14 protein-coding genes are annotated in these 25,895 nt (G+C 70.0%); 12 read left to right on the top strand and 2 right to left on the bottom strand.

The window, feature by feature from the left end:
• Nucleotides 1–36: 36 nt before the first annotated feature.
• From ACIPC1_RS21785 to ACIPC1_RS21750, 8 genes are all read left to right on the top strand, one after another.
• Nucleotides 37–3,093, top strand: a complete 3,057-nt coding sequence (locus tag ACIPC1_RS21785; protein ID WP_402519216.1) for an alpha-mannosidase — start codon at nucleotides 37–39, stop codon at nucleotides 3,091–3,093.
• A 262-nt stretch (nucleotides 3,094–3,355) separates the two neighbouring features.
• Nucleotides 3,356–4,324, top strand: a complete 969-nt coding sequence (locus tag ACIPC1_RS21780; protein ID WP_402519554.1) for a hydroxyacid dehydrogenase — start codon at nucleotides 3,356–3,358, stop codon at nucleotides 4,322–4,324.
• A gap of 262 nt (nucleotides 4,325–4,586) precedes the next feature.
• Nucleotides 4,587–5,564: an ABC transporter permease gene (locus tag ACIPC1_RS21775; RefSeq protein ID WP_402519214.1), complete on the top strand. Its 978-nt coding sequence runs from the start codon at nucleotides 4,587–4,589 to the stop codon at nucleotides 5,562–5,564.
• The gene (locus ACIPC1_RS21770) at nucleotides 5,561–6,502 is read left to right on the top strand and encodes a carbohydrate ABC transporter permease (protein ID WP_402519212.1); all 942 of its coding nucleotides are present in this window, start codon (nucleotides 5,561–5,563) and stop codon (nucleotides 6,500–6,502) included. The genes ACIPC1_RS21775 and ACIPC1_RS21770 overlap by 4 nt, the downstream gene beginning before the upstream one ends.
• A gap of 8 nt (nucleotides 6,503–6,510) precedes the next feature.
• Nucleotides 6,511–8,187 (top strand): ABC transporter substrate-binding protein, encoded by a 1,677-nt coding sequence (locus ACIPC1_RS21765; RefSeq protein ID WP_402519210.1) that lies wholly within the window; start codon nucleotides 6,511–6,513, stop codon nucleotides 8,185–8,187.
• Nucleotides 8,184–10,244 (top strand): DUF2264 domain-containing protein, encoded by a 2,061-nt coding sequence (locus ACIPC1_RS21760; protein ID WP_402519208.1) that lies wholly within the window; start codon nucleotides 8,184–8,186, stop codon nucleotides 10,242–10,244. The genes ACIPC1_RS21765 and ACIPC1_RS21760 overlap by 4 nt, the downstream gene beginning before the upstream one ends.
• On the top strand, nucleotides 10,237–13,335 hold the full coding sequence (locus ACIPC1_RS21755; protein ID WP_402519206.1) for an alpha-mannosidase: 3,099 nt from the start codon (nucleotides 10,237–10,239) through the stop codon (nucleotides 13,333–13,335). The genes ACIPC1_RS21760 and ACIPC1_RS21755 overlap by 8 nt, the downstream gene beginning before the upstream one ends.
• Nucleotides 13,336–13,473: 138 nt before the next feature.
• On the top strand, nucleotides 13,474–14,676 hold the full coding sequence (locus ACIPC1_RS21750) for an ROK family transcriptional regulator (protein ID WP_402519204.1): 1,203 nt from the start codon (nucleotides 13,474–13,476) through the stop codon (nucleotides 14,674–14,676).
• Nucleotides 14,677–14,795: 119 nt separating this feature from the next.
• Here the strand turns inward: ACIPC1_RS21750 and ACIPC1_RS21745 are convergent, their stop codons facing one another.
• Together ACIPC1_RS21745 and ACIPC1_RS21740 are read right to left on the bottom strand one after the other, a co-directional pair.
• The gene (locus ACIPC1_RS21745) at nucleotides 14,796–16,325 is read right to left on the bottom strand and encodes a helix-turn-helix domain-containing protein (RefSeq protein ID WP_402519203.1); all 1,530 of its coding nucleotides are present in this window, start codon (nucleotides 16,323–16,325) and stop codon (nucleotides 14,796–14,798) included.
• A 160-nt stretch (nucleotides 16,326–16,485) separates the two neighbouring features.
• On the bottom strand, nucleotides 16,486–16,686 hold the full coding sequence (locus ACIPC1_RS21740) for a DUF4236 domain-containing protein (protein WP_402519201.1): 201 nt from the start codon (nucleotides 16,684–16,686) through the stop codon (nucleotides 16,486–16,488).
• Between the two features lie 252 nt (nucleotides 16,687–16,938).
• Between ACIPC1_RS21740 and acnA the strand changes: the two genes are divergently transcribed.
• The 4 genes from acnA to ACIPC1_RS21720 all read left to right on the top strand — a co-directional run bounded on the left by acnA (nucleotide 16,939) and on the right by ACIPC1_RS21720 (nucleotide 25,828).
• Complete coding sequence (gene acnA / locus ACIPC1_RS21735) at nucleotides 16,939–19,653, top strand: aconitate hydratase AcnA (RefSeq protein WP_402519199.1); 2,715 nt, start codon at nucleotides 16,939–16,941, stop codon at nucleotides 19,651–19,653.
• 169 nt (nucleotides 19,654–19,822) lie between these two features.
• A complete protein-coding gene (locus tag ACIPC1_RS21730; protein WP_402519197.1) occupies nucleotides 19,823–20,413 on the top strand; it encodes a response regulator transcription factor in 591 nt (196 codons plus the stop codon).
• A complete protein-coding gene (locus tag ACIPC1_RS21725) occupies nucleotides 20,410–22,050 on the top strand; it encodes a sensor histidine kinase (RefSeq protein WP_402519195.1) in 1,641 nt (546 codons plus the stop codon). The genes ACIPC1_RS21730 and ACIPC1_RS21725 overlap by 4 nt, the downstream gene beginning before the upstream one ends.
• Before the next feature lie 502 nt (nucleotides 22,051–22,552).
• Nucleotides 22,553–25,828 (top strand): GH92 family glycosyl hydrolase, encoded by a 3,276-nt coding sequence (locus tag ACIPC1_RS21720; protein WP_402519193.1) that lies wholly within the window; start codon nucleotides 22,553–22,555, stop codon nucleotides 25,826–25,828.
• The last annotated feature ends 67 nt before the right edge of the window (nucleotides 25,829–25,895 follow it).

The following is a 25,895-nucleotide window of genomic DNA, read 5'->3' as shown; positions in this document are numbered from 1 at the left end:
ACCCGCGCACGCTCACAGCGACAGGAGAAGTGCCTCATGCACGACGACCGGAACCTGGTCGAAGCACGCCTGGAGCGCGTCCTCAGGGAACGCATCCGCCCTGCCGTCCACCCCGAGTCGACGCCACTTGCGGTGGAGATCTGGTCCACCCCGGGCGAACCCGTGCCCGTGGCCGAGGGGTTGGCAGCGCCCACCCGCCCCATCGCCCCGGGTACTCCCTGGGGCACGCCGTGGGGGACCAGCTGGTTCAAGGTCACGGGCACGGTTCCCGCCGAGTGGTCGGGCCGTACCGTCGAGGCCGTACTCGACCTCGGTTTCACCCCCCGCACCCCGGGCTTCCAGTGCGAGGGCCTCGTCCACCTACCCGACGGCACCCCGGTCAAAGGACTCCACCCGCGCAACACGTACGTCCGTGTCGGGTCGCCGGTGACCGGCGAGGAGCAGGTCCACTGGCGCATCGAGGCCGCCTCCAACCCGGACCTCGACGCGAGCGGGGTGCCGTTCCGGCCGACCCCGATGGGCGACAGGGCGACCGCGGGCGACGTGCCCCAATACGTGCTGGGACAGCTGCGGTTGGCCGTTTTCGACGAGACGGTGTGGAACCTGGTCATGGACCTGGAAGTCCTCGGCGAACTGATGCCTGAACTGCCCCTCGACGGCGGGCGCCGCTGGGAGATCCTGCGCGCGGTCGGCCGGGCGCTGGACGCCGTGGACCTCCAGGACGTGAACGGCACGGCACAGGCCGCCCGGGACGAACTGGCCGCCGTGCTCGCCACGCCCGCCGCCTCCACGGCCCACCGCATCAGCGCCGTCGGCCACGCACACATCGACTCGGCGTGGCTGTGGCCGTTGCGCGAGACGGTACGCAAGGTCGCCCGGACCGCGTCGAACATGACGGCCCTGCTGGAGGACGAGCCCGACTTCGTCTTCGCCATGTCGCAGGCCCAGCAGTACGCGTGGCTCAAGGAGCACCGGCCCGAGGTGTACGCCCGGGTCAAGAAGGCCGTCGCGGACGGCAGGTTCGTACCCGTGGGCGGGATGTGGGTGGAGTCCGACACCAACATGCCGGGGTCGGAGGCGATGGCCCGTCAGTTCGTCCACGGCAAGCGCTTCTTCCTGGAGGAGTTCGGCATCGAGAACGACGAGGCATGGCTGCCCGACACCTTCGGCTTCGCCGCGGGCCTGCCGCAGATCATCAGGGCGGCCGGCGCGAAGCGGTTGCTCACCCAGAAGATCTCGTGGAGCCGGACCAACAGGTTCCCGCACCACACCTTCCAGTGGGAGGGCATCGACGGCAGCCGCGTCTTCACCCACTTCCCGCCCGTCGACTCGTACAACTGTGAGATGACAGGGCGTCAGATCGCGCACGCGGCACGGAACTTCAAGGAGAAGGGCGTCGCCACCCGATCTCTCGCGCCGACCGGTTACGGCGACGGAGGGGGCGGCACCACGCGCGAGATGGTCGCCAAAGCGGCCCGGATGCGCAGTCTGGAGGGTGCGCCGACCGTCGAATGGGAGGCTCCGGCCGACTTCTTCGCCAAGGCCGAGGCCGAGTACCCCGACCCACCCGTGTGGGTCGGCGAGCTCTACCTCGAACTGCACCGCGCCACGCTCACCAGCCAGGCGGGGACCAAGCGGGGCAACCGGCGCAGCGAGTCCCTGCTGACGGAGGCCGAGCTCTGGGCCACCACGGCGGCGGTGCGCACCGGCACGCCCTACCCGTACCAGGACCTCGACCGGATCTGGAAGACGGTGCTGCTCCACCAGTTCCACGACATCCTGCCCGGCTCCTCCATCGCCTGGGTGCACCGCGAGGCGCGTGAGACCTACGCACGGCTGGCCGAAGAGCTGGAGGGCATCATCGCGGGGGCGCAGTGTGCCCTGGCGGGGGAGGGGACGCGGGAACTGGTCTTCAACTCGGCCCCGCACGCCCGCGGTGGCATCCCGGCCGGCGGTGCCTCGGCCGGGGCCGCTCCGGGCGGCGGGGTGATTCCCGTCCCGCGCGAAAGCGGCGGGGTGGTTCCCGTCCCGCGCGAAGGCGGCGGGTACGTCCTGGACAACGGCCTGTTGCGGGTCGAGATCGACGGACGGGGCCTGGTGGTCTCCGCGTACGACCTGGCCGCGGACCGGGAGGCGATCGCGCCGGGTCAGGCGGCCAACCTCCTCCAGCTTCATCCCGACTTCCCCAACCAGTGGGACGCGTGGGACGTCGACGCCTTCTACCGGAACGTGGGCACCGACCTCACCGACGTCTCCGAACTGACCCTCGACGGCACCGCGGTGCGCGTTGAGCGGAGCTTCGGCGGCTCCCGGGTCAGCCAGCTCCTGTCGGTGCCGACGGACGCCAAGCGGCTCGACATCGACACCGAGGTGGACTGGCACGAGAGGGAGCGTTTCCTGAAGCTGGCCTTTCCACTGGACGTGAAGGCCGACCGGTACGCCGCCGAGACGCAGTTCGGGCATGTGTACCGGCCCACCCACCAGAACACGAGCTGGGAGTGGGCCAAGTTCGAGGCGTGCAACCACCGCTTCCTGTACGTCGACGAGCCGGGCTGGGGCGTCGCGGTCGTCAACGACGCGACCTACGGTCACGACGTGACCCGCTCCGTACGGACCGGCCCCGACGCCGGCACGACGACCACCGTACGGGCGTCGTTGCTGCGCGCCCCCCGTTACCCGGATCCGGAGACCGACCAGGGCGTCCACCGGTTCCGGCACGCGCTGGTGCCGGGTGCGACGATCGGCGACGCGGTCCGCGAGGGGCACCGGGCGAACCTGCCCGAGCGTCGGGTCGACGGGGCCGTCGGTGCGGTGGCGCCGCTGGTGACCGTGGACAACGACGCCGTCGTGCTGAGCGCGGTCAAGCTGGCCGACGATCGCAGCGGCGACCTGGTGGTGCGCGTCTACGAGGCACATGGCGGACGCGCCCGCGCCACGGTCCGCGCCGCCGGGTTCGCCGCCGGGCGGGCCGTCCTGACGGATCTGCTGGAGCGCCCGCGGACGGACGCCGAGCGGCCCAGGGAGGTGGACAGTGGAGTCGTACTGGCCCTGAGGCCCTTCCAGATGGTGACGCTGCGCCTGCCGCGAGTCTGACGACGCAACACGATGTACGGGCGCGGGCGGCGCCCTGTCACCACGTGCCCGTGCCGGTGCGCTCGGCCCGCCCGGGTCCGGCAGGTGCCGGGCCCGGTCCCCACCCGCACGGACCGAAAGAGGACCACCCCGCATGACGGACCGCCCTGACCGCCTCGATCGCCACGACCGTCCTGACCGCCACGATCGTCCTGACCGCCCTGACCGCCCTGACCGCTCCGACCACCCCGACCGCCCGGATCTGCTCAAGGCGGTGTGCGTCATGGACCCCGCCGTTGCCGATCAGGTGCTCCCCGCAGAGCTGCGCCGACGGCTCTCCGCGCGTGTCCGGCTCGCCCCCGATCCGGTGCCTCCGGTGCGGCCGGGTACGTTCCCCGCCGCGCTCGCCGAGGCGGAGGTCCTGATCAGCGGCTGGGGCTGCCCTCGCCTCACGGCCGACGTCCTGGCCCGCGCACCCCGCCTGCGCGCCGTGATGCATGCTGCGGGCAGTGTCAAGTCGCTGGTGAGCGACGCGGTGTGGGAACGGGGCATCGTCGTGTCGTCGGCGGCCGACGCCAACGCCGGCCCCGTCGTCTCCTACACGCTGGCCCTCATCACGCTCGCCGCGCGGCGCACCCTGACCATGGCGGCCGGCTACGCAGCGGGCTGGCCGGCGTTCGGCAGCCGTTCGGGCGCCGACGGCAGCACGGTGGGCATCGTCGGCGCCTCGCGCATCGGCCGCGGGGTGCTGGCCGGCCTGCGCCGGTCCGACGCGGGCCACCGGCTGCTGCTGAGCGACCCGTACGTGACCGACGACGAGGCACGCCTCCTGGGCGCGGAACGGGTTGAACTCACCGAACTGTGCCGTCGATCGGCGGTGGTGAGCGTCCACGCTCCGCTCCTGCCGGAGACGACGGGCCTGCTGGACGCCGGGATGCTGGGGCTCATCCCTGACGGTGGCGTGCTCATCAACACCGCGCGGGGCGCCATCGTCGACACGGAGGCCCTGACCCGCGCATGCGCGTCCGGCCGCCTTGAGGCGTATCTCGACGTCACCGATCCCGAGCCCCTGCCGCCTGGCCACCCACTCCTCACCATGCCCAACGTCCTGGTCACGCCGCACATCGCCGGTGCACAGGGGCGTGAGGTGCGAAGGCTCGGACAGTACGCGGTCGCGGAGGTCGAGCGATGGGCCGCGGGTGAGCCGCTGCTCGGCGAGGTCACCCGTCAGGCGCTCACGCACCTGGCCTGAGCGAGCCGCACACAACCAACCGGTCGAGCGCGGATTAGCGCGCCGCACCGGCCGTACCCGTGCTTCTCGTACGGCACGACCAGGCGGTTTGTGCAAGCGCTTACTCCCCGCCGCGGCGGATCCCGACCGCCCAGGAAAGACGCCGCGAGAATTTACCTGTCGGAAGCATTGACGTTAGCCAATCGATTGGATTTACATACTTCTGCCGGTTCCCGGGGGATGGCCGGACAACGCCCGTCTCACGGCGAAAGGGCTTCCCATCATGACAACGCTTCAGCATTCGGCCGCTCGTCCGGCCGAGGAAGGTGGGCCGCCGGGCAAGGGACATCCGCGGTCACCGCGCCCTCGCCGCCGCCGCGACATGGCCCTGTTCTGGTTCCTGATACCGGGGATCGTGGTGCTGCTGCTGTTCCAGTACATCCCGCTGCTCGGCAACGTCATCGCGTTCCAGGACTACCAGCCCTACATCGGCATCATGCACAGCCCGTGGAGCGGGCTGAAGAACTTCGACGTCCTCTTCAACGGCGACGAGCAGTTCCTGCACGCCCTGGTCAACACCCTCGAACTCACCCTGATCCAGGTCGTGTTCGTCTTCCCCGCGCCGATCCTCCTCGCGCTCGCCCTCAACAGCCTCGTCAGCGAACGCGTCAAGAAGTGGGTGCAGAACGTGCTGTACCTGCCGCACTTCCTGTCCTGGGTCGTCGTCGTCTCCCTCTTCCAACAGCTGCTGGGCGGCAGCGGCATGGTCAATCTGTTCCTACAGGCCCACGACATGGGCACCTGGAACATCATCGGCAATCCCGAGCTGTTCAAGTCGTTGCTGACCTCGCAGGTCATCTGGAAGGACACCGGCTGGGGCACGATCCTCTTCCTGGCCGCCCTCTCCCGCGTCGACACCAACCTCTACGAGGCCGCCGCGATGGACGGCGCCAGCCGCCTGCGGCAGACCTGGCACGTGACCCTGCCGGCGCTGCGCGGCCTGGTGATCCTGCTGCTGATCCTCCGGCTCGGCGACACGCTGTCCGTCGGCTTCGAGCAGATCCTGCTCCAGCAGACCGGCGTCGGCCTGGACAACAGCGAGGTGCTGGACACCTACGTCTACAACCACGGCCTGATCGCCGGGGACTGGGGCGTCAGCGCCGCCGTCGGTCTCGTCAAGGGCATGGTCGGTGTGGTGCTCGTACTGGGCGCCAACAAGATCGCCCATCTCTTCGGGGAAGAAGGTGTCTACCGGTCATGACAACGCTCTCGCCGGCCCGTCCCGGGCGCCGCGGACCGCGCCGCGCCTACAGCGCCGTCCCCGGGGAGACCCCGGGCTCGCTGCCCTGGCGCTCCGTCAAGTCGCTGATCCTGCTGCTCTGCGTGATCCTCGTCGTGCTGCCGTTCGTGGCGATCGTCTCGACCTCGCTCGCCGACTCCGCCGAGGTCACCAAGGCGGGCGGCTACGTCCTGTGGCCCGACCACCCCACCCTCACCGCCTACCAGGCACTGCTCAACGGCGGGATCGTCTCCAAGGCCATGCTGGTCAGCGTCGGGATCACCGTCGTCGGCACCGCCCTCAGCCTGGTCTCGTCCATCATGCTGGCCTACGGCCTCAGCAGGCCCGGCTCCTTCGGGCACAAGCCCGTGCTGCTCATGCTGCTGATGTCCATGCTGTTCGTGCCGGGTGTCATCCCCAGCTATCTGATGGTCAAGCAGCTGGGTCTGATCAACAGTTACTGGTCGCTGATCCTGCCCACCATGATCAACGCGTTCAATGTGATCGTGCTGCGCTCCTTCTTCATGAGCGTCCCCAAGGAGCTCATCGACTCGGCCCGCATCGACGGCGCGTCCGAGCTGAACATCCTCACGAGGATCGTGCTTCCGCTGTCCAAGGCCTCGGTCGCCGTCATCGGCCTGTTCTACGCGGTGACGTACTGGAACGCCTTCTTCAACGCCCTGCTGTACATCAACGACGCGTCGAAGTGGCCCATGCAGCTGGTGCTGCGGACGTACGTCGTCAACAACGCGGCGCTCAGCGGCGGTCAGGTGGATGTCGCGGCCGGGGCGCCGCTGCCGCCGGCCCAGTCGCTGCAGGCGGCGATCCTGGTTCTGTCGATCGTGCCCATCGTGGTCATCTACCCCTTCCTTCAGCGGCACATGAACAAGGGCGTAATGATCGGGGCGGTGAAGGGATGAACAGCCCTATGAGGCCACTGCAGCCACCGCGGCCACTACAGCTACTACAGTCACTGCCACGCCCAGCACTGAGCCGTCGCGGCTTTCTCGCCTCCGCCGTCGGCGTCACGGCGGGCCTGACCCTGGCCGGCTGCGGGGACTACCGTCTCGCCACCGGGCGGGACGCCAACGCCCAGGCCCAGCTGCCCACTTACATCCCCTACAAGGGCGTGACGACGTCGATGCCGGCCACCGCGGACGGTGTCGCGCCCGGCTATCTGAACTACCCGGCCGACCCCGTCAAGGCCTTCCCGGACGGCCCGCCCGCCAAGGGGCCCGGCATCGACATCATGACGCTGATCTTCAACCCGGTGCCGCCGCCGGAGGGACGCAACGTCCTGTGGCAGAACCTGAACGACAGCGTGGGCTGCGACCTCAACTTCGCGATCACACCGGTCGGCGACTACCCGCCCAAGTTCGCCGTGACGATCGCGGGCGGCGATCTGCCCGACGCGATGCTGATGCTCAGGCCGGACCAGAACTCGGCGGCCACGCCGGACATGCTGGACACCCTCTTCGAGGATCTCACCCCGCATCTGTCCGGCGACAACATCCGGGACTACCCGTACCTGGCCAACATCCCCTCCGCCTCCTGGGCGCCCTGCGTGCGCAACGGCGGTATCTACGCGCTGCCCATGCCCCGCCCGCTCTCCGGCGGCCCCACCTACACCCGGCTCGACCTCATCGAGAAGCGGGGACTCGACCCGAATCCGAAGAGCTGGGCCGAGTTCTTCCAGCTCTGCAAGGACGTCACGGATCCGAAGGCCAACCAGTACGCCATGGGCGACAGCGTCACCGCGTGGGAATTCGTCATGAAGATGCTGAAGGCCCCCAACAACTGGCGTGAGGAAAACGGCAGGTTCACCTGGTACTACGAGACCGAGGAGGCCAAGCAGTCCCTGGACGCGGTCAACCAGCTCACCAGGGCCGGCGTGATGCACCCGGACATGTACAGCGTGCTCGGCAAGGCGAAGGAGTGGTTCGGCAGCGGACAGACCGTCATGAACCCCGATGCCCCCGCCGCGTGGAACGACTACTACACCAACTTCGCCCCGGCCACGGAGGGCTTCGATCTCGGTTACATGATGGCTCCGGGCTTCGACGGCGGCGAGGGCGGTCAGTGGCAGGGCTCGGCCAACTACGCCACGCTCATCATCAAGAAGGCGTCCAAGTCCCGTATCCAGCAGATCCTGCGCGCGATGAACGCGCTCGCCGCCCCCTTCGGGACCGACGCCTACCTACAGCGCAAGTACGGTGTCCAGGGCCCCGACCACACCCTCCAGGGCACCGACCCCGTCCTCACCCCGCAGGGCCAGGCCGAGGCCACGCTGCCGACCATCTTCGCGACGGACGCACCGTTCACGCTGTACTACCCGGCCAAACCGGACATCGTGCACAACCAGTACGCCTTCCAGAAGGAAGCCGTCAAGGTGCTGATCCCGAACCCCGCCGAGCCGCTGTACTCGCCGACCGACTCCAAGAAGTCCAAGCTGTTCGGCACCCTCCTGGACGACACCCGCAAGGGCATCATGCAGGGGCGCGTCCCGCTGAGTGAGTGGGACGACGCGATGAAGAACTGGCGCAAGGAAGCAGGCGACCAGATCCGCCGCGAGTTCGAACAGGCATGGGAGACCCGGAACTCATGACCCGTACCCCCGCCGAAGACCGCGCCCACTGGGAGCGGACCGCCGACCAACTGCTGCTCGCCGTACGGCCGTACGCCACCGCAGGAAACGCCCTGGTGCAGCTGCCTGGCGTGCCGAGCCACAGCGGCGTGCGCAGCGACGGACTCGAAGGCTTCGCCCGCACGTTCCTGCTGGCCGGCTTCCGGCTGGCCGGAGCGGGCGGGGAGGACCCGCACGGCCTCGCCGAGTGGTACGCGGCCGGCCTGGCCGCCGGCACCGACCCGAGGAACCCGGAGCGCTGGCCGACCTTCTCCGAGTGCAACCAGGCCAAGGTCGAGGCCGCGTCCATCGCGCTCGCGCTGCACGAGACCCGGCCCTGGATCTGGGACCGCCTCGACGACAAGGTCAGACAGCACGTCCTCGACTGGCTCGCCCCGATGGTCGGCGACCCGATGCCCGGCAACAACTGGGTCTGGTTCCAGGGGGTCACCGAGGCGTTCGCCCGCACCGCCGGAGGGGAGTGGCGCCAGCAGGACCTCGACCGTGTGATCGCGCTGACCGACGGCTGGTACGCGGGCGACGGCTGGTACTCCGACGGCCTCACCGGCGGCGAGCGGCGCAACTTCGACCACTACAACGGCTGGGCCATGCACCTGTACCCGCTGTGGTTCTGCCGCATCCTCGGCGACGCCGCACCCAGCGGGCTGCTCGACCGCTACCGGGCCCGGCTGCGCCGCTTCCTGGAAGACCAGCGGCTCCTGGTCGGAGCGAACGGCTCGCCGCTCATCCAGGGCCGCTCGCTCACCTACCGGCACGCCGCGCTCGCCCCGCTGTGGACCGGCGCCCTGTTCGACGCCACACCGCTCGCACCGGGGGAGACCCGGGCGATCGCGAACCGGATGCTCGACCACTTCACCGGTCACGGGGCCACCGACGAAGCGGGCCTGCTCACCCTGGGCTGGCACCGGCCCTTCCGCGGCATCCTCCAGGCGTACTCGGGGCCCGCCTCGCCGTACTGGGCGAGCAAAGGCTTCATCGGTCTCGCCCTGCCGCCCGACCACCCGGTGTGGACCGAGGAGGAGATCCCCCTCGCCGTCGAACAGACCGATTTCACCCGGGCGTTGGCCGGGCCCGGCTGGCTCGTCTCCGGCACCGCCGCCGACGGCGTCGTCCGCGTCGTCCACCACGGCGGGGACCATGCCGACCCGGCACGCCCGCACGCGGACGACCCCTGCTACGCACGCTTCGCCTACTCGACGCACACCGCGCCCGAGACCCCGGGCGATCCCACCGCGGGCGTCGGCGGCTGCTCGGACGCCGACCCGCTCGACAACGCGGTCGTCCTGCTGGACGGGGCGGGCCGCGCCTCCCATCGGCGTCCGGCGACCCGGGTCTCACTGGACGGCGCCACCGCCGTCTCGCGCTCCCGCGCGCACTGGCCCCAGGACGCGACCTGGGATCCGTTCGGCGGCCCCAACTCCCGCTACACGCTCGGCCCCTGGATCACCGTCGGATCCGCGCTGCGCGGATCGGTCGAGGTACGGGCCGTACGCGTCGACCCCGCCCCCGGTGACGAACCGGCCGAACACGTCCTGCGCGTCGGCGGTTGGGCGTTGGCCGTCGATCCGCAGTCTGCGTTCGGCGGGGTGGTCGGCGTCGTTGGTGGTGAGTCCGTGTTCGGCGCGGTGGTCGGCGTCACCGCTGACGAGTCCGTGTTCGGCACAGCAGACGGCGCCACCGCTCGTCTCGCGGGCGCCGACGGGCTGGTCTCCGCCATCGTCGGCGTGCATCAACTGCCCAGCGGGTCCGTGGTGGTCGGCACCGACAGCAATGCCCTGGGTGCCGCATCCGCCACTCCCGTCGTGGAGACGGACGGCCCTGTCGCCCACGGCACCGTCCACGTTGCCCTGATCCACCTCGGCGGCGCCGACCCCACCGCCCTGCCCCAGGTCACCACCCACGCCCACGGCACCACCCTGCTCGCGGACGTGACCTGGCCGGACGGCGTACAGGACACGATTCGGCTGCCCGCACCCGGCTCCGCGTACGACCCCTGGAAGGACCAGCACCGTGCATGACGACCGCCGGATCATCGAGGACCGGATCCGCAAGCTGCTGGACCGGGTCGTCCGCCCCGCCCTCTACAGCGCCGCGCGCCCCCTCGACCTGAGTGCCTGGTACGTCGACGGCGAACCGGTCCCCATGGCCGACGCGCTGCACGCCGACTACGAGCCGTTCACGCTCGGCTCCACCTGGGGCGGCCCCTGGGCGACCACCTGGATGCGGGCGAGCGCGGAGATCCCCGAGGAGTGGTCGGGGCGCCGCGTCGAGGCCGTCTTCGACCTGGGCTTCGACCTGACCAAGGGACCGGGCGGCCAGGCGGAGGGTCTGGTCCACGACGCCCAGGGCTCGCCGATGCAGGGGCTGCACCCGTACAGCCGCAGCGTGCTGCTTGCCGACTCCGCCACCGGTGGCGACCGGGTCGACCTGCTGATGGAGTTGGCCGCCAACCCGCCGATCGTCGCCAGCGCCGGCCTGCACATCCACCACGGTTCGCCGGAGACGGCAGGCACCGCGCACATCTACCGGCTCGAACAGGCCGAGATCGCGGTGCGCGAGGACGACGTATGGCATCTCATCCACGACATCGAGGTGCTCGCGGAGTTGATGCACGAGCTTCCGCTGGGCTCCTCCCGACGCCACGAGATCCTCCACGCCCTGCGCCGGGCCGCCGGCGCCGTCGACCCGACCGACGTGGCGAACACCGCGGCAGCGGCCCGGGGCCTCCTGGCCGATGTGCTGTCCCGGCCCGCGCACGCCTCCGCGCACACGATCGCCGCGGTCGGCCACGCCCACATCGACTCGGCCTGGCTGTGGCCGGTCCGGGAGACCGTGCGCAAGTGCGCGCGCACCTTCACCAACATGACCACCCTGGCGCAGGAGTACCCCGAGCTGGTGTTCGCCTGCTCCTCGGCGCAGCAGTACGCGTGGATGAAGGAGCAGCGGCCGGAGATCTTCGCCCGGATGAAGAAGGCGGCGGCCGACGGCAACTGGGTGCCCGTCGGCGGGATGTGGGTCGAGGCCGACGGCAATCTCCCCGGCGGCGAGGCACTGGCCCGCCAACTGGTGTACGGGCGGCGGTTCTTCGCCGAGGAGTTCGGCGTCGAGCAGCACGGCGTGTGGCTGCCCGACTCGTTCGGGTACACCGCCGCCTACCCCCAGCTCGCCAAGCTGGCCGGCGCCAAGTGGTTCCTCACCCAGAAGCTCTCGTGGAACGAGACGAACCGCCTGCCGCACCACACCTTCGCCTGGGAAGGAATCGACGGAACACGGATCTTCACCCACTTCCCGCCCGTCGACAGTTACGTCGCGTCCCTCACGGCACGTGAACTCGCCCACGCGGAAAGCAACTTCGCGGACAAGGGGGTGGCCACCCGTTCGTTGGCCCCGTTCGGCCACGGTGACGGCGGTGGCGGTCCCACCCGCTCGATGCTGGAGAAGGCACGCCGCCTGCGCGACCTCGAAGGCTCACCCAGGGTCGTGATCGAGTCGCCCGACGCGTTCTTCGCGGCGGCCCGTGCCGAGCGCGACAAACTCCCCGTATGGCGTGGCGAGTTGTATTTGGAGAACCATCGCGGCACCTACACGAGCCAGGCCCGCACCAAGCGCGGCAACCGGCGTAGCGAGGCATTGCTGCGCGAGGCCGAACTCTGGGCCGCCACCGCCGCCGTCCAGGCCGACGCCCCGTACCCGTACGAGCGTCTGGAATCGCTGTGGCGGCGCGTCCTGCTCAACCAGTTCCACGACATTCTGCCGGGCTCGTCCATCGCCTGGGTGCACCGGCAGGCCGAGCGCGAGTACGCCGAGATCCACGCCGAACTCGAGACGGTGATCGCCGATGTGGTCGGCCACCTGCCCGGCGGGCCCGCGCTCCTTAACGCCGGGCCGTTGGCGCGCCGCGAGGTGGTGGCCGTCCCTGAATTCGCCGGTGGGCAGCGCCTGTCGGACGGCCGTACCGCCGTCCTCGCCGAGGTCGGCCCCCTCGCCTCGGGTGGCACCGTGAAGGAGCCCCGGGAGGCTGTCACAGCCGAGGCGAAGGACGGTGGATTCGTCCTCGGCAACGGGGTGTTGACGGTCGTCGTGGACCGGCGCGGCCTGCTCACCTCTGTCTACGACCACACCGCGGAGCGGGAGGCGATCGCTCCCGGCGCCGTCGGCAACCTCCTCCAACTCCACCCCGACGACCCCAATCTGTGGTCGGCGTGGAACCTCGACTCGTACTACCGCGACACCGTGCGCGACCTGGACGAGGCCGAGTCGGTGACGCTCGTGGACGACGGTCCGCTGCTGGCGGTGGTGCGGGTCGAGCGCGTCCACGGATCCTCCCGGTTCGTCCAGCGCATCGAGCTCGCCGCCGAGAGCCGGCAGGTGACCGTCCGCAACGACATCGACTGGCAGGAGCGCGACACCGTACTGAAGGCGGCCTGGCCGCTCGACGTGCACGCCGAACGGGAGAGCGCCGAGATCCAGTTCGGGCATGTGCAGCGGCCCACGCACGAGAACACCAGCTGGGACGCGGCGCGCTTCGAACTGTGGGCGCACCGTTGGGTGCACGTGGGCGAGCGGCACTGGGGCGCGGCCCTGCTCACCGACTCCACCTACGGTCACGACGTACGCCGCGACACACGGGGGGACGGCGGCACCACCACGACGGTGCGGCTCTCCCTGCTCCGGGCACCGCACAGCCCCGACCCGCAGGCCGACCGCGGCAAACACGGCTTCAGCTACGCGCTGCTCGCCGGTGCCGGGATCGAGGAGGCGATCGCCGGGGGCTACGCGTTGAACCTGCCCCTGCGGCCCGCCCTGGCCGAGGCTCAGGCCCTGGTCGCACTCGACACCGCCGATGTGCTCGTCGAGTCGGTCAAGCTCGCGGACGACCGCAGCGGTGATGTCGTGGTCCGCCTGTACGAAGCGTGCGGGGGAGCGACCTCGGCGCGTCTGTCCGCGGCGTTCGCGCTTGCCGCCGTATTCGACTGCGACCTGCTGGAGCAGCCGGAACGGGAGCTGGCACTCGTGCCCGGCGAGACGTCCACCGACCTCAGGCTCAGGCCCTTCCAGATCCGTACGCTACGCCTGCGCCCGGCCGGCGAAAGGACCGAAAGTGCCTGATCCGTGAGCGGCTGCCCGGAACGGGCAAGATCCGCCCGGGGAAACACAGGTATGTCATAGGATTCCACTCATGGGATGCGTCGGAGCGGCGGATGCAGGGTGCCGCTGCCCGAGGCAGGGAGAAGTACGTTGACGAGCATGACGGCGGGCACCAGAAAGTCCATGATCCGGCGCGGCACCAACCTGCCGCGCGTCGGTGACTTCAACGAGTCGGTGATCCTCGACGCCATTCGCCGCCACCCCACGGGGCTGAGCCGGGTGGAACTGGCCCAGGCCACCGGACTGTCCGCGCAGACCGTCTCGAACATCACCCGCCGGCTGCTCGACCAGGGAGTGGCGCGGGAGTCGGGGAAGCAGAGCTCGGGCAGCGGGAAACCCCGCACCCTCCTGGAAATCGTCCCGGCATCCCGCTACGCGCTGGGAGTACACCTCGACCCCGCGGTCATCACCTGCGTCCTGGTGGATCTGCTCGGCACCGTCGTGGCGCAGCGCAGCGAAGGAACACCCAGTGGCGGCGACACCGATGGGACCGTCGCGGACATGGCCGCCTCGGTGTCCGCGATCGTGGCGGAGTCGGGCGCCGACCGTGAGCGGATACTGGGCCTGGGAATCGCCGCACCCGGGCCCATCGACGCGGCCGCAGGCTGGGTCGTCGACCCTCCCGAGCTGCGCGGCTGGGGTCGTTACCCGCTGCGCGACAAGCTCAGTGAGGCGACCGGCTTCCCGGCACTCCTCGACAAGGACGTCACGGCCGCCGCCGTCGCCGAGCGCTGGACCGGAGCGGCCAACGACAGCCGCAACCTGCTCTTCTTCTACCTCGGCACCGGATCCGGGATGGGGCTCGTGGTGGAGGACACCGTGCTGCGCGGCGTCTCCGGAAACGCGGGCGAGGTCGGCGGACTCGGCGCGGCCTGCTCGACACGGACGCTCGTCGAGGAGGCCATCGCCCTGGGCGTGCTCGGCGCCGAGTACACGGTGACGAATCCGGCCGATGCCCAGCGCGGTCTGGAGCGGTTGGCGGCGCTCGCCGCCGACGGGGAGAGACAGGCGGACGGCATCATCGAGCGCCTGGCGATCCGGATCGGCCGGGGCGTCTGCGCCGCGGCGACGCTCCTGGACGTCGACACCGTCGTCTTCGGCGGACCGACCTGGCAGTTGCTGGCCGACCGGCTCCTGGCGACCATCGAGCCGATGGTCGCCCAGTCCCCGTTCGTGCGGGCCACCCATCCGACGACGGTCGTCTCGACCACGCTGGGCGAGAAGGTCGCCGCCGTGGGAGCGGCATCCCTGGTCCTTGACCGGGCTCTCTCCGCCCAGCCCAGGTCACTGCTGCTGGGCTGAACCCCGCCGCCCCGGAGGCGACGGGGCAGCAGGAGGTCAGCCGCCGAACGGCATCGCGCCCGCCCCGCCCCGGAGACCACGGGGCAGCGCGGGAGCAGCCGCTGAACGGCGTCGGCCGGTCAGATGTCCCGGAACGTCTCGATCTGCGCACCGATCGAGTTGAGCCGCTCGGCCAGGTCCTCGTAGCCGCGGTTGATGACGTACACGTTCCGCAGGACGGAGGTGCCGTCGGCCGCCATCATGGCCAGCAGGACGACCACCGCGGGGCGCAGTGCGGGCGGGCACATCATCTCGGCGGCGCGCCAGCGGGTCGGGCCCTCCACCAGGACCCGGTGCGGGTCGAGGAGTTGGAGCCGGCCGCCGAGGCGGTTGAGGTCCGTCAGGTAGATCGCCCGGTTGTCGTAGACCCAGTCGTGGATCAGCGTCTTGCCCTGCGCGGAGGCCGCGATGGCCGCGAAGAACGGGACGTTGTCGATGTTCAGGCCGGGGAACGGCATCGGGTGGATCTTGTCGATCGGCGCCTCCAGCTTGGAGGGCCGCACGGTGAGGTCGATCAGGCGCGTACGGCCGTTGTCCGCGAAGTACTCGGCCGTACGGTCGTGGTCGAGGCCCATCTCCTCAAGCACCGCGAGCTCGATCTCCAGGAACTCGATCGGCACCCGGCACACCGTCAGCTCGGACTCGGTGACCACCGCGGCGGCCAGCAGGCTCATCGCCTCGACCGGGTCCTCGGACGGGGAGTAGTCCACGTCCACGTCGATGTTCGGCACACCGTGCACGGTGAGCGTCGTGGTGCCGATGCCCTCGACCCGTACGCCCAGGGCCTCCAGGAAGAAGCACAGGTCCTGGACCATGTAGTTGGAGGAGGCGTTACGGATGACGGTCACGCCGTCGTGGCGGGCGGCGGCGAGCAGCGCGTTCTCGGTCACCGTGTCGCCGCGCTCGGTCAGCACGATCGGGCGGCCGGGGGAGACCGAGCGGTCCACCTGCGCGTGGTAGATCCCCTCGGTGGCGGCGATGTCAAGACCGAAGCGGCGCAGCGCGATCATGTGCGGCTCGATCGTCCGCGTCCCCAGGTCGCAACCGCCCGCGTACGGCAGCTTGAAGCTGTCCATCCTGTGCAGCAGCGGCCCGAGGAACATGATGATGGACCGCGTACGCACGGCGGCAGCGGCGTCGATCGCCTCCATGTCCAGCTCGCTCGGGGGCACGATCTCCAGGTCGACCCCGTCGTTGATCCAGCGGGTGCGCACGCCGATCGAGCCGAGTACCTCCAGAAGGCGGTACACCTCTTCGATCCGGGCGACCCGGCGGAGCACCGTGCGCCCCTTGTTGAGCAGCGTCGCGCACAGCAGCGCCACACACGCGTTCTTACTGGTCTTGACGTCGATCGAACCGGACAGACGACGTCCGCCGACCACGCGCAGATGCATCGGACCCGCGTAGCCCAGCGAGACGATCTCACTGTCCAGGGCTTCACCGATTCGGGCGATCATCTCAAGGCTGATGTTTTGGTTGCCGCGCTCGATGCGATTGACGGCACTCTGACTGGTGCCGAGCGCCTCGGCAAGTTGCGACTGTGTCCAGCCCCGGTGCTGCCGGGCGTCACGGATGAGCTTGCCGATGCGTACGAGGTAGTCGTCTGCCATGGCGCGACCGTATATCTCTTGTGAGATAAAGAGAAGCGGAGCGCGCCCATCCGAGTGTCGCCCCCAGCACGGGCCGGGGGCGGGGGAGTTGACCCCTCCGCCCGCCGGTGTGCGCGCTCCGTCGCCTCGGCGTCGACCCTGCTGCCGACGGCTCCGACCGTCAGTTGTCCCGCTTGCTCCGCCTGGTGCGCCGCCACCCGAAGGGGCCCGGCAAATTCTGCGAGGTGGTCCGGCGCCCGGTGGTGCTGCGGGTGTGCCGGGGTCCGTGACCTTCGCCGGTGGTGATGGACATCGACTTGCGGTTGATGTTCAGCCGCACTCCGGGAAAGATTCGGAAACTCTTGCGGAACGTGAGCGGCATGGGTGCCCCCTCTTTGTGGCGGTTACGCCGGGTGGTTCCCGGTTGACAGCGGGTACCCCGAAAGAGGCCGGGCATGACCAGTCCACGCCCATGTACTAGAGTTATCTCGACATCGAGATATCTGCCGAGGCGCACCGAAAGCCGCCACTCCAGTAAGGCATACCTAACTTAGCCTTACCTTAGCGGATCGTCGAGACGCCGTGGCGGCAGGATGCGGTAGCAAGCGCACATATATGCATGAAGGAGACTGTCGTGTCGGCGAACAGCTTCGACGCCCGCAGCACGCTGCAGGTGGGCGACGAGTCGTACGAGATCTTCCGGCTGGACAAGGTGGAAGGCTCGGCTCGCCTTCCGTACAGCCTGAAGGTGCTGCTGGAGAACCTCCTCCGCACCGAGGACGGCGCGAACATCACCGCCGACCACATCCGGTCCATCGGCAACTGGGACTCCCAGGCGCAGCCCAGCCAGGAGATCCAGTTCACGCCCGCCCGCGTGATCATGCAGGACTTCACCGGCGTGCCCTGCGTCGTGGACCTCGCCACCATGCGTGAGGCCGTCAAGGAGCTCGGCGGTGACCCGGCGAAGATCAACCCGCTGGCGCCGGCCGAGCTGGTCATCGACCACTCGGTGATCGCCGACAAGTTCGGCACGAACGAGGCCTTCGCGCAGAACGTCGAGCTGGAGTACGGCCGTAACAAGGAGCGCTACCAGTTCCTGCGCTGGGGCCAGACCGCCTTCGACGAGTTCAAGGTCGTCCCCCCGGGCACCGGCATCGTCCACCAGGTCAACATCGAGCACCTGGCCCGTACGGTCATGGTCCGCGGCGGCCAGGCCTACCCCGACACCCTCGTCGGCACCGACTCGCACACCACGATGGTCAACGGCCTGGGCGTCCTGGGCTGGGGCGTCGGCGGTATCGAGGCCGAGGCCGCGATGCTCGGCCAGCCGGTCTCGATGCTCATCCCGCGCGTCGTCGGCTTCAAGCTCACCGGTGAGCTCACGCCCGGCACCACCGCCACCGACCTGGTGCTCACGATCACCGAGATGCTGCGCAAGCACGGCGTCGTCGGCAAGTTCGTCGAGTTCTACGGCGAGGGTGTGGCCGCGACCTCGCTGGCCAACCGCGCCACCATCGGCAACATGTCGCCGGAGTTCGGTTCCACCGCCGCGATCTTCCCGATCGACGACGAGACCATCAAGTACCTGAAGCTGACGGGCCGCGACGCCCAGCAGCTCGCGCTGGTCGAGGCGTACGCCAAGGAGCAGGGCCTCTGGCTCGACCCGGCCGCCGAGCCCGACTTCTCCGAGAAGCTGGAGCTCGACCTCTCCACGGTCGTCCCGTCGATCGCCGGACCCAAGCGCCCGCAGGACCGGATCGTCCTCGCGAACGCCGCGCAGCAGTTCGCGCAGGACGTCCGCAACTACGTCGAGGACGACGACGAGGCGGGCAAGGAGTCCTTCCCGGCCTCCGACGCCCCGGCCAGCGCCAACGGCGTACCGACCCGCCCGACCACGGTCACGGCGCCGGACGGTTCGACGTACGAGATCGACCACGGCGCCGTCACCGTCGCCGCGATCACCTCCTGCACCAACACCTCGAACCCGTACGTCATGGTCGCCGCCGCGCTCGTCGCGAAGAAGGCCGTGGAGAAGGGCCTGACCCGCAAGCCGTGGGTCAAGACCACCCTCGCCCCGGGCTCCAAGGTCGTCACCGACTACTTCGACAAGGCGGGGCTCACCCCCTACCTCGACAAGGTCGGCTTCAACCTCGTCGGCTACGGCTGCACCACCTGCATCGGCAACTCGGGCCCGCTGCCCGAGGAGGTCTCCAAGGCGGTCAACGAGCACGACCTGGCCGTCGCCGCGGTGCTCTCCGGCAACCGCAACTTCGAGGGCCGGATCAACCCCGACGTCAAGATGAACTACCTGGCCTCCCCGCCGCTGGTCGTCGCGTACGCGCTCGCGGGTTCCATGAAGGTGGACATCACCAAGGACGCGCTCGGCGTCGACCAGGACGGCAAGCCGGTCTACCTGGAAGACATCTGGCCGACCGAGGCCGAGGTCAACGACGTCGTGGCGAACGCCATCGGCGAGGACATGTTCAACAAGTCCTACGCCGACGTCTTCGCGGGCGACGCCCAGTGGCAGGCGCTGGAGATCCCGACCGGCAACACCTTCGAGTGGGACCCGCAGTCCACCTACGTCCGCAAGCCCCCGTACTTCGAGGGCATGGCGCACGAGCCGTCCCCGGTCACCGACATCACCGGTGCCCGCGTCCTTGCCAAGCTGGGCGACTCGGTCACCACCGACCACATCTCCCCGGCCGGCGCGATCAAGGCCGACACCCCGGCGGGCAAGTACCTCACCGAGCACGGCATCGAGCGGCGTGACTTCAACTCCTACGGCTCGCGCCGAGGCAACCACGAGGTCATGATCCGCGGCACCTTCGCCAACATCCGCCTGCGCAACCAGATCGCGCCGGGCACCGAGGGCGGCTACACCCGCGACTTCACCGTCGAGGGCGCCCCCGTCGCCTTCATCTACGACGCCTCGCGCAACTACATCGAGCAGGGCACCCCGCTGGTCATCCTGGCCGGCAAGGAGTACGGCTCCGGCTCGTCCCGCGACTGGGCCGCCAAGGGCACCGCACTGCTCGGCGTCAAGGCCGTCATCGCCGAGTCCTACGAGCGCATCCACCGCTCGAACCTGATCGGCATGGGCGTCATCCCGCTGCAATACCCCGCGGGCCAGTCCGCCCAGACCCTCGGCCTGACCGGCGAGGAGGCCTTCTCCTTCGCCGGCATCACCGAGCTGAACGACGGCACCACCCCCCGTACGGTCAAGGTCACCACCGACACCGGCGTGGAGTTCGACGCGGTCGTCCGCATCGACACCCCCGGCGAGGCCGACTACTACCGCAACGGCGGCATCCTGCAGTACGTGCTGCGCAGCCTGATCCGCAAGTAAGCGGCTAAGTAAGCGGTCAAGTAAGCCGTACAGCAAGGCAGTTGAGGGCCGCATCCCCGGAAACGGGGGTGCGGCCCGCTGTTATTTCCCCCGTATCACGACTTGGGGACATGGGCTCATCTCAGGCGGAACACAGGATTCCCCCAGCAGACCGGGACAGGATCGTCACATGTCTGGCACCCGAAGCGACCGTGTGCGCGTGCCGATCGTCCATGACGAACCCGGCCTCACGGAACTGCTCTCCGTGGCCGTCACGGAGGCCGGCCGGCGGCCCTCCCCGGCGGCCGACGGGGAGAGCGCGTTGCGCGCAGCACGCGGCTGCGCCCCGCACGCCGCCGTGCCCGACGGGATGCTGCCCGACATGACGCAGCCCTTCTCGCTCGAAGAGGGCGTCCTGCGGCTGCGCGGACCGCTGCGGCGCTCCGGCGCGCACGACCGCAGGTCCGAGGGGTCCGCGCGCGTCCTCGGCGACCTAGTGCTGAGCGAGGACACCCGAGAGGCGCACCGCGACGGCAGGCCCGTCCGGCTCACCGCCAAGGAGTTCGACCTGCTCAGCCTGCCGCTGAGCCACCCGCGCCAGGTGCTGAGCAAGGCCCGGATCCTGTACCGGGTGAAGAACAGCCCCTTCGACGGCGACGGAAACCTGGTCGAGGTGTACACCTCCTGCCTCCGCCGGAAGATCGACAAGGGCCGTGCGCCCGTGATCCACACCGTGCGTGGGGTGGGCTACGCCATCAGGCCGGCGGAGGAGAGCAGATGACGGCCGCACGGGAACGGATACCGGACTCGTCGCTGCGGGCAGGCCCGCCGGAGCGGTCGCTGTGGAGGCGGCTGCAAGGGCGGTCCCTGCGCACCCGGCTCCTCGTGTTCATCAGCGCCACACTCATCGCCGTGTGCGTGGCCATGGCCCTCACCACGGTCCTCGCGCAGCACGCCTATCTGCTCGGCAACCTCGACCAGCGCGTCAGGAACGCCGCCGAGCGCAGCGAGGGCGGGGCCCAGGTCGGACCGGGCACGGACACGGACCTCGGTTTCCTCAGGGAGCAAGGACAGGCCGTCGGCACGGTCGCCGCCCGGCTCGACGACAAAGGGAACGTCCTCGCCGCCGAGGTCGTGACCGGCGCCGGCGAGGAGAAGCCGCTCACCGCCGACCAGCGCGCCGCTCTCGAAGGGCTCGACCCCGACGGCTCGCTGCACACCAGGACCGTCCCCGGCCTCGGCACCTACCGGGTCACCGCCCTCGACGGCGACGGGCGAGCCGTCCTCACCGGCCTCCCGATGGACGACGTACAGGAGATGATCAGCGCTCTGGTCCTGGTCGAGGCCGTGGTGGCGGCCGCCGGACTCGTGGTCGCCGGCTGTGTCTGCGCCGTCGTCATCAGACGTCAACTGCGTCCGCTCGGCCGGGTCGCCGCGACCGCCGTCGAGGTCTCGCGCGCCCCGCTGGGGCACGGCCAGGTCGCCGGTCTCATCCGGGTGCCGGAGCAGGACACCGATCCCGGCAGCGAGGCCGGCCAGGTCGGCGCCGCCCTCAACCGCATGATCGACCACGTCGAGTCCTCGCTCACCGAACGCCGGCGCAGCGAGGAACGTATGCGCCGCTTCCTGTCGGACGCCAGCCACGAGCTCCGTACGCCACTCGCGTCGATCGCCGGATACGCGGAACTGATGAACCGCGGCACCGAGCGGATCGAACCCACGCTGGCCTGGCGGCGGGTCTCCGCCGAGTCGGCGCGGATGACCGGACTCGTCGAGGGCCTGTTGCTGCTCGCCCGGCTCGACGAGGGGCGGCCCCTTGAGTCGACCGAGGTGGACCTCGCCGCGCTCGTCGCGGAGGCGGTGTGGGACGCGCGGGCGGCGGGGGACAGCCATCACTGGCAGCTGGGGCTGCTCCTCGACTCCCCGGCCCTCGTCCTCGGGGACGAGGCCCGACTGCATCAGGTGTTGGCCAACCTGTTGGCCAACGCCCGTATGCACACGCCTGTTGGCACCACGGTCATCGCCTCGGTGGAGGCTGCGGAGGCGCACTGCGTCGTCCGCGTCCGCGACGACGGCCCGGGCATCCCGTCGCACCTGCTTCCCACCGTCTTCGAACGGTTCACCCGGGGCGACGTCTCCCGCGCCCGAAGCGGCCCGGCGGACGGCGGTTCCGGGCTGGGGCTCGCCATCGTCGAAGCCATCACGGCGGCACACGGCGGCCTGATCGAGGTTCGGAGCGAGCCGGGGCATACGGAGTTCGCGATTTTCCTGCCGACCGTGGGCCGGCCGGCGCTGGTCACGGCCGGGTCGGATCCGATCGCCCGACTCCCTTCCGCCCTGCCGAACCCGCTCGCTCCGTTCGCTTCGGATGTGGCCGAAATCGCCGCTCCGGAGTCGTCCGCGCACGGCCGTTCGTAGGTGGACGGGCTCGTGAGCGGGAGGCGTGCGTAGCCAACAGTGTGTCGCTCGGGGCGGACCGGGTGGGCCTTTCGGGACTCGCCCGGTCCGCGAGCCCGGGCAGGGTATGGGGGAATACCTGGCCCGGGTCGGTGCGTGGCTCCGCATGGCTCTGCGTGGTTTTGCACGACTCTGCGGGTGTCGCTTCGTGCGTCAGTCACTTCTTACGGCGCACGAGCGTGACCTGCCCATGCTTTGTACGTGGCTTTGTGCGTGGCTTGTATCGATCGTGGTGCGCGACAACGTTGTCTATTGGTATGTGCATGACTCTACCGCGTCAACGAACAACGATGTCAAGCCACTTGACGAGCGCCGGCGCGCGTGCTGAGCCGTCGGGGTGGCGAGCCGGGCGAGCCCCCGGCTCCGTACGCGCTCTTCCGTGGTAGGCGTGGCGCACGTTACTGTCCGAGCGGCTTGTGCGACCTGTGGTGCGCGACCCGTCCGAAGGAGGAGGGGCCGCGTCATGCGTTTCCGTCCGTCATCCATCCTGCTGGCCGTCGCCCTGGCGGCCAGTGGGATCACCCCCGCGGTGGCCGCCAGCGCCCCCGCACCGGACCTCGTCCGGGACCCCACCGCCTACGTCGACCCGCTCATCGGCACCAAGAACCTCGGCAACGTCTTCCCCGGCGCCGTCGTGCCCTTCGGCATGCTCTCCTGGAGCCCCGAGAACACCCGGGGCAGCGCCACCAGCACGGCCGCGCCCGGCGGCTATCAGTACGACGCCACCCGCATTCGCGGCTTCAGCCTCACCCACATGTCCGGGACGGGCTGCGCGGGCGGCAGCGGGGACATCCCGTTCTTCCCTTACGCGGGCGAGGTCACCTCCTCCCCGGCGAGCGACACCAAGGACGCGGTGTACGCCGCCGACTTCACGCACGCCGACGAGAGCGCCGAGCCCGGCCACTACAAGGTGGGCCTGGCCTCCGGCGTCACCGCCGATCTCACGGCGACCACACGCACGGGCTCGGGCCAGTTCACCTACCCCGCCGACAAGCCCGCCTCGCTGCTGATCCGCACCGCCAACTCCGAAGTGGGCTCGACGACTTCGGATGTCAAGATCGACCCGGCGACCCGCACGGTCTCCGGCTCCGTCACCTCCGGGGACTTCTGTGGATACCTCGACCCTGCGGGCCAACGCGCCTACTACACGCTCTACTTCACGGCCAGCTTCGACCGTGACTTCAAGGCGACCGGCACCTGGCAGGACGACAAGCTGAGCCCGGGTTCCACGGAGGCGAGTGGCGGCACCGGAGGATTCGCCACCGGCGGCCGTCCGGTCGCGGGCAAGGGCGCGGGCGGCTACGTGGAGTTCGAGCCCGGCACCGGCCCGGTGAACGTCAAGGTCGGTATCTCGTACGTCAGTCAGGCGGGCGCCAAGGCCAATCTAGCGGCCGAGAACCCTCCGTCCCGCTCCTTCGCCTCGGTCAAGGACGCCGCCCACCGGGCCTGGCGCGACCAGCTCGACGCGATCAAGGTCGGCGGCGGCACCGACGCCGAGCGCACCACCTTCTACACCGCGCTCTACCACGCACTCCTGCACCCGAACGTCATCAGTGACGCCGACCGCAGATACAGAGGCAGCGACGACAAGGTCCACACCGTGAGCCGGGGCCACAAGGCCCAGTACGGCACCTTCTCCGGCTGGGACGTCTACCGCTCGCAGGTCCAGCTGCTGACCCTGGTCAGCCCGGACACCGGCTCCGACATCGCGCAGTCGCTGCTCGAACTGGCGCGGCAGAACGGCGGCATCTGGGACCGCTGGCTGCACGGGGCGAGCGGCACGCACGTCATGAACGGTGACCCCTCACCGACCGCGCTCGCCGGCATCCTGGCCTTCGGCGGCACGGACTTCGACCTGGACGGCGCCCTCGACTCGCTGGTGAAGGCGGCGACCGTACCGACCGAGCAGGACCTCTCGTCCGCGGGCAAGCCGGTCCTCTCGGTGGGCCAGCGGCCGTCCCTCGACAAGTACCTCGAACAGAACTACATGCCGTCCGTGTCCAACGCCTGGGGCGGCGCCGCCGAGACCCTGGAGATGTCCGGGGCGGACTTCGCGATCTCCCAACTGGCCACGGCGGCAGGGGAGAAGGAGACGGCGGCCGAGTTCGCCACCCGCTCCCAGTGGTGGCAGAACAACTTCAACATCGCGGCCGACCCGACGGGCGGCTACATCGCCAACCGCAAGGCGGACGGCAGCTGGGTCACCGGCTTCACCCCGGCGACCGGCAACGGCTTCGTCGAGGGTACGGCGGCCCAGTACACCTGGATGGTGCAGCACAACCCGGCAGGCCTCTTCGCGGCCATGGGCGGCAAGGACGCGGCCCTGGACCGTCTTGACACCTTCTTCCACAACGCCGACGGCAGCTGGGCGTTCACGGGCAGCGGCGGCGACAAGTCGGAACTCGACAACGAGCCGTCGATCAACGTGCCCTACCTGTACGACTACGCGGGCGAGCCCTACAAGACGCAGGAGACCGTCCGCGCGGCCATGAACCAGCTCTGGTCCACCGGGCCGGGCGGCATCCCCGGCAACGACGACCTCGGCGCCATGTCGTCCTGGTACGTCTTCTCCGCGCTCGGCATGTACCCCCAGGTGCCCTCCCGCGCCGAACTCACCCTGTCCTCACCGCTGTTCCCGAGGGTCGAGATCGACCGCCCGGGCGGCGCCGACATCAAGATCCGCGCGACGGGCGCGTCCGCCGACACCCCGTACGTGCAGTCGCTGAAGGTCAACGGCCGTACCAGCGACCGCGCCTGGCTCCCGGCGTCCTTCGTCCGCAACGGCGGCACGCTCGACTACACGCTGGGTGCCACCCCCAACAAGCAGTGGGCCGGCAGTGCGGCAGCCGCCCCGCCGTCCTTCCGTGAGGGTGAGCAGCCCTACCAGATCGGCGTGGGCCCGACCACGGCCACGCTCGCGCCCGGCGGTAGCACCGAGCTCGACATCCGCGCCCTCGCCCTGAGCGGTGGGACCGGCCCCGAGGTCCGCTTCACCGTGGACGTGCCGGACGGTGTGACGGCAACGCCCGCCGAGGGAACGGTGGTCGACGGCACACAGGCGATCACCCTGTCCGCCGCCTCGGACGCCACGCAGGGCTTCTACGACGTCAAGGTCACGGTGACATCGGCCGACACCTCCTACGAGCAGCCGGTGTCCCTCACCGTCGCCGCTCCCGGCTCCCTCCTCGCCGCCTACAACAACACCGGCGTCTCGGACGATGTCGGCGACCACGACGAGGCCGACTACGACGGCGGCGGCTGGAGTTACTCCCGCCAGGCCCTCGCCGCCGCGGGGCTGACCGCCGGCCACCAGGGCACGCTGTCCGGCGGTCTCACCTACACCTGGCCCGACTCACCGTCCGGCCGCCCCGACAACGCCACGGCGACCAGCCAGACCATCGAACTCACCGAGCCCGCGACCCAGTTGTCCTTCATCGGCAGCGCGGTCAACGGCAACCAGCAGACCAAGGCGACCGTCACCTACACCGACGGCAGCACCGAACTCGTCGACCTCTCCTTCACCGACTGGACCGTCGGCGGCGGGGGCGGCACCGTCCAGTACGGCAACGAGACCGTCGCCGTGGCCGCGTACCGCAACGTCGCGGGCGCGGACAAGGACCCGGTGAAGACGTACGTCTTCGCCACCAAGCCCTTCGCCGCCCCGTCCGGCAAGACCATCACGAGCGTGCGACTGCCCGCCAACACGGATCTCCACGTCTACACCCTCGCGGTGAACTGACCCCGGGAACGGAGTACGGAAAGGGCGGGCGTGGAGTCAGACTCCGCGCCCGCCCTTCCCCATGGGG

The sequence above is a fragment of the Streptomyces sp. NPDC087263 genome (assembly GCF_044744645.1).
Lineage (GTDB): Bacteria > Actinomycetota > Actinomycetes > Streptomycetales > Streptomycetaceae > Streptomyces.
This window is presented reverse-complemented; position numbering and strand designations above follow the sequence as displayed.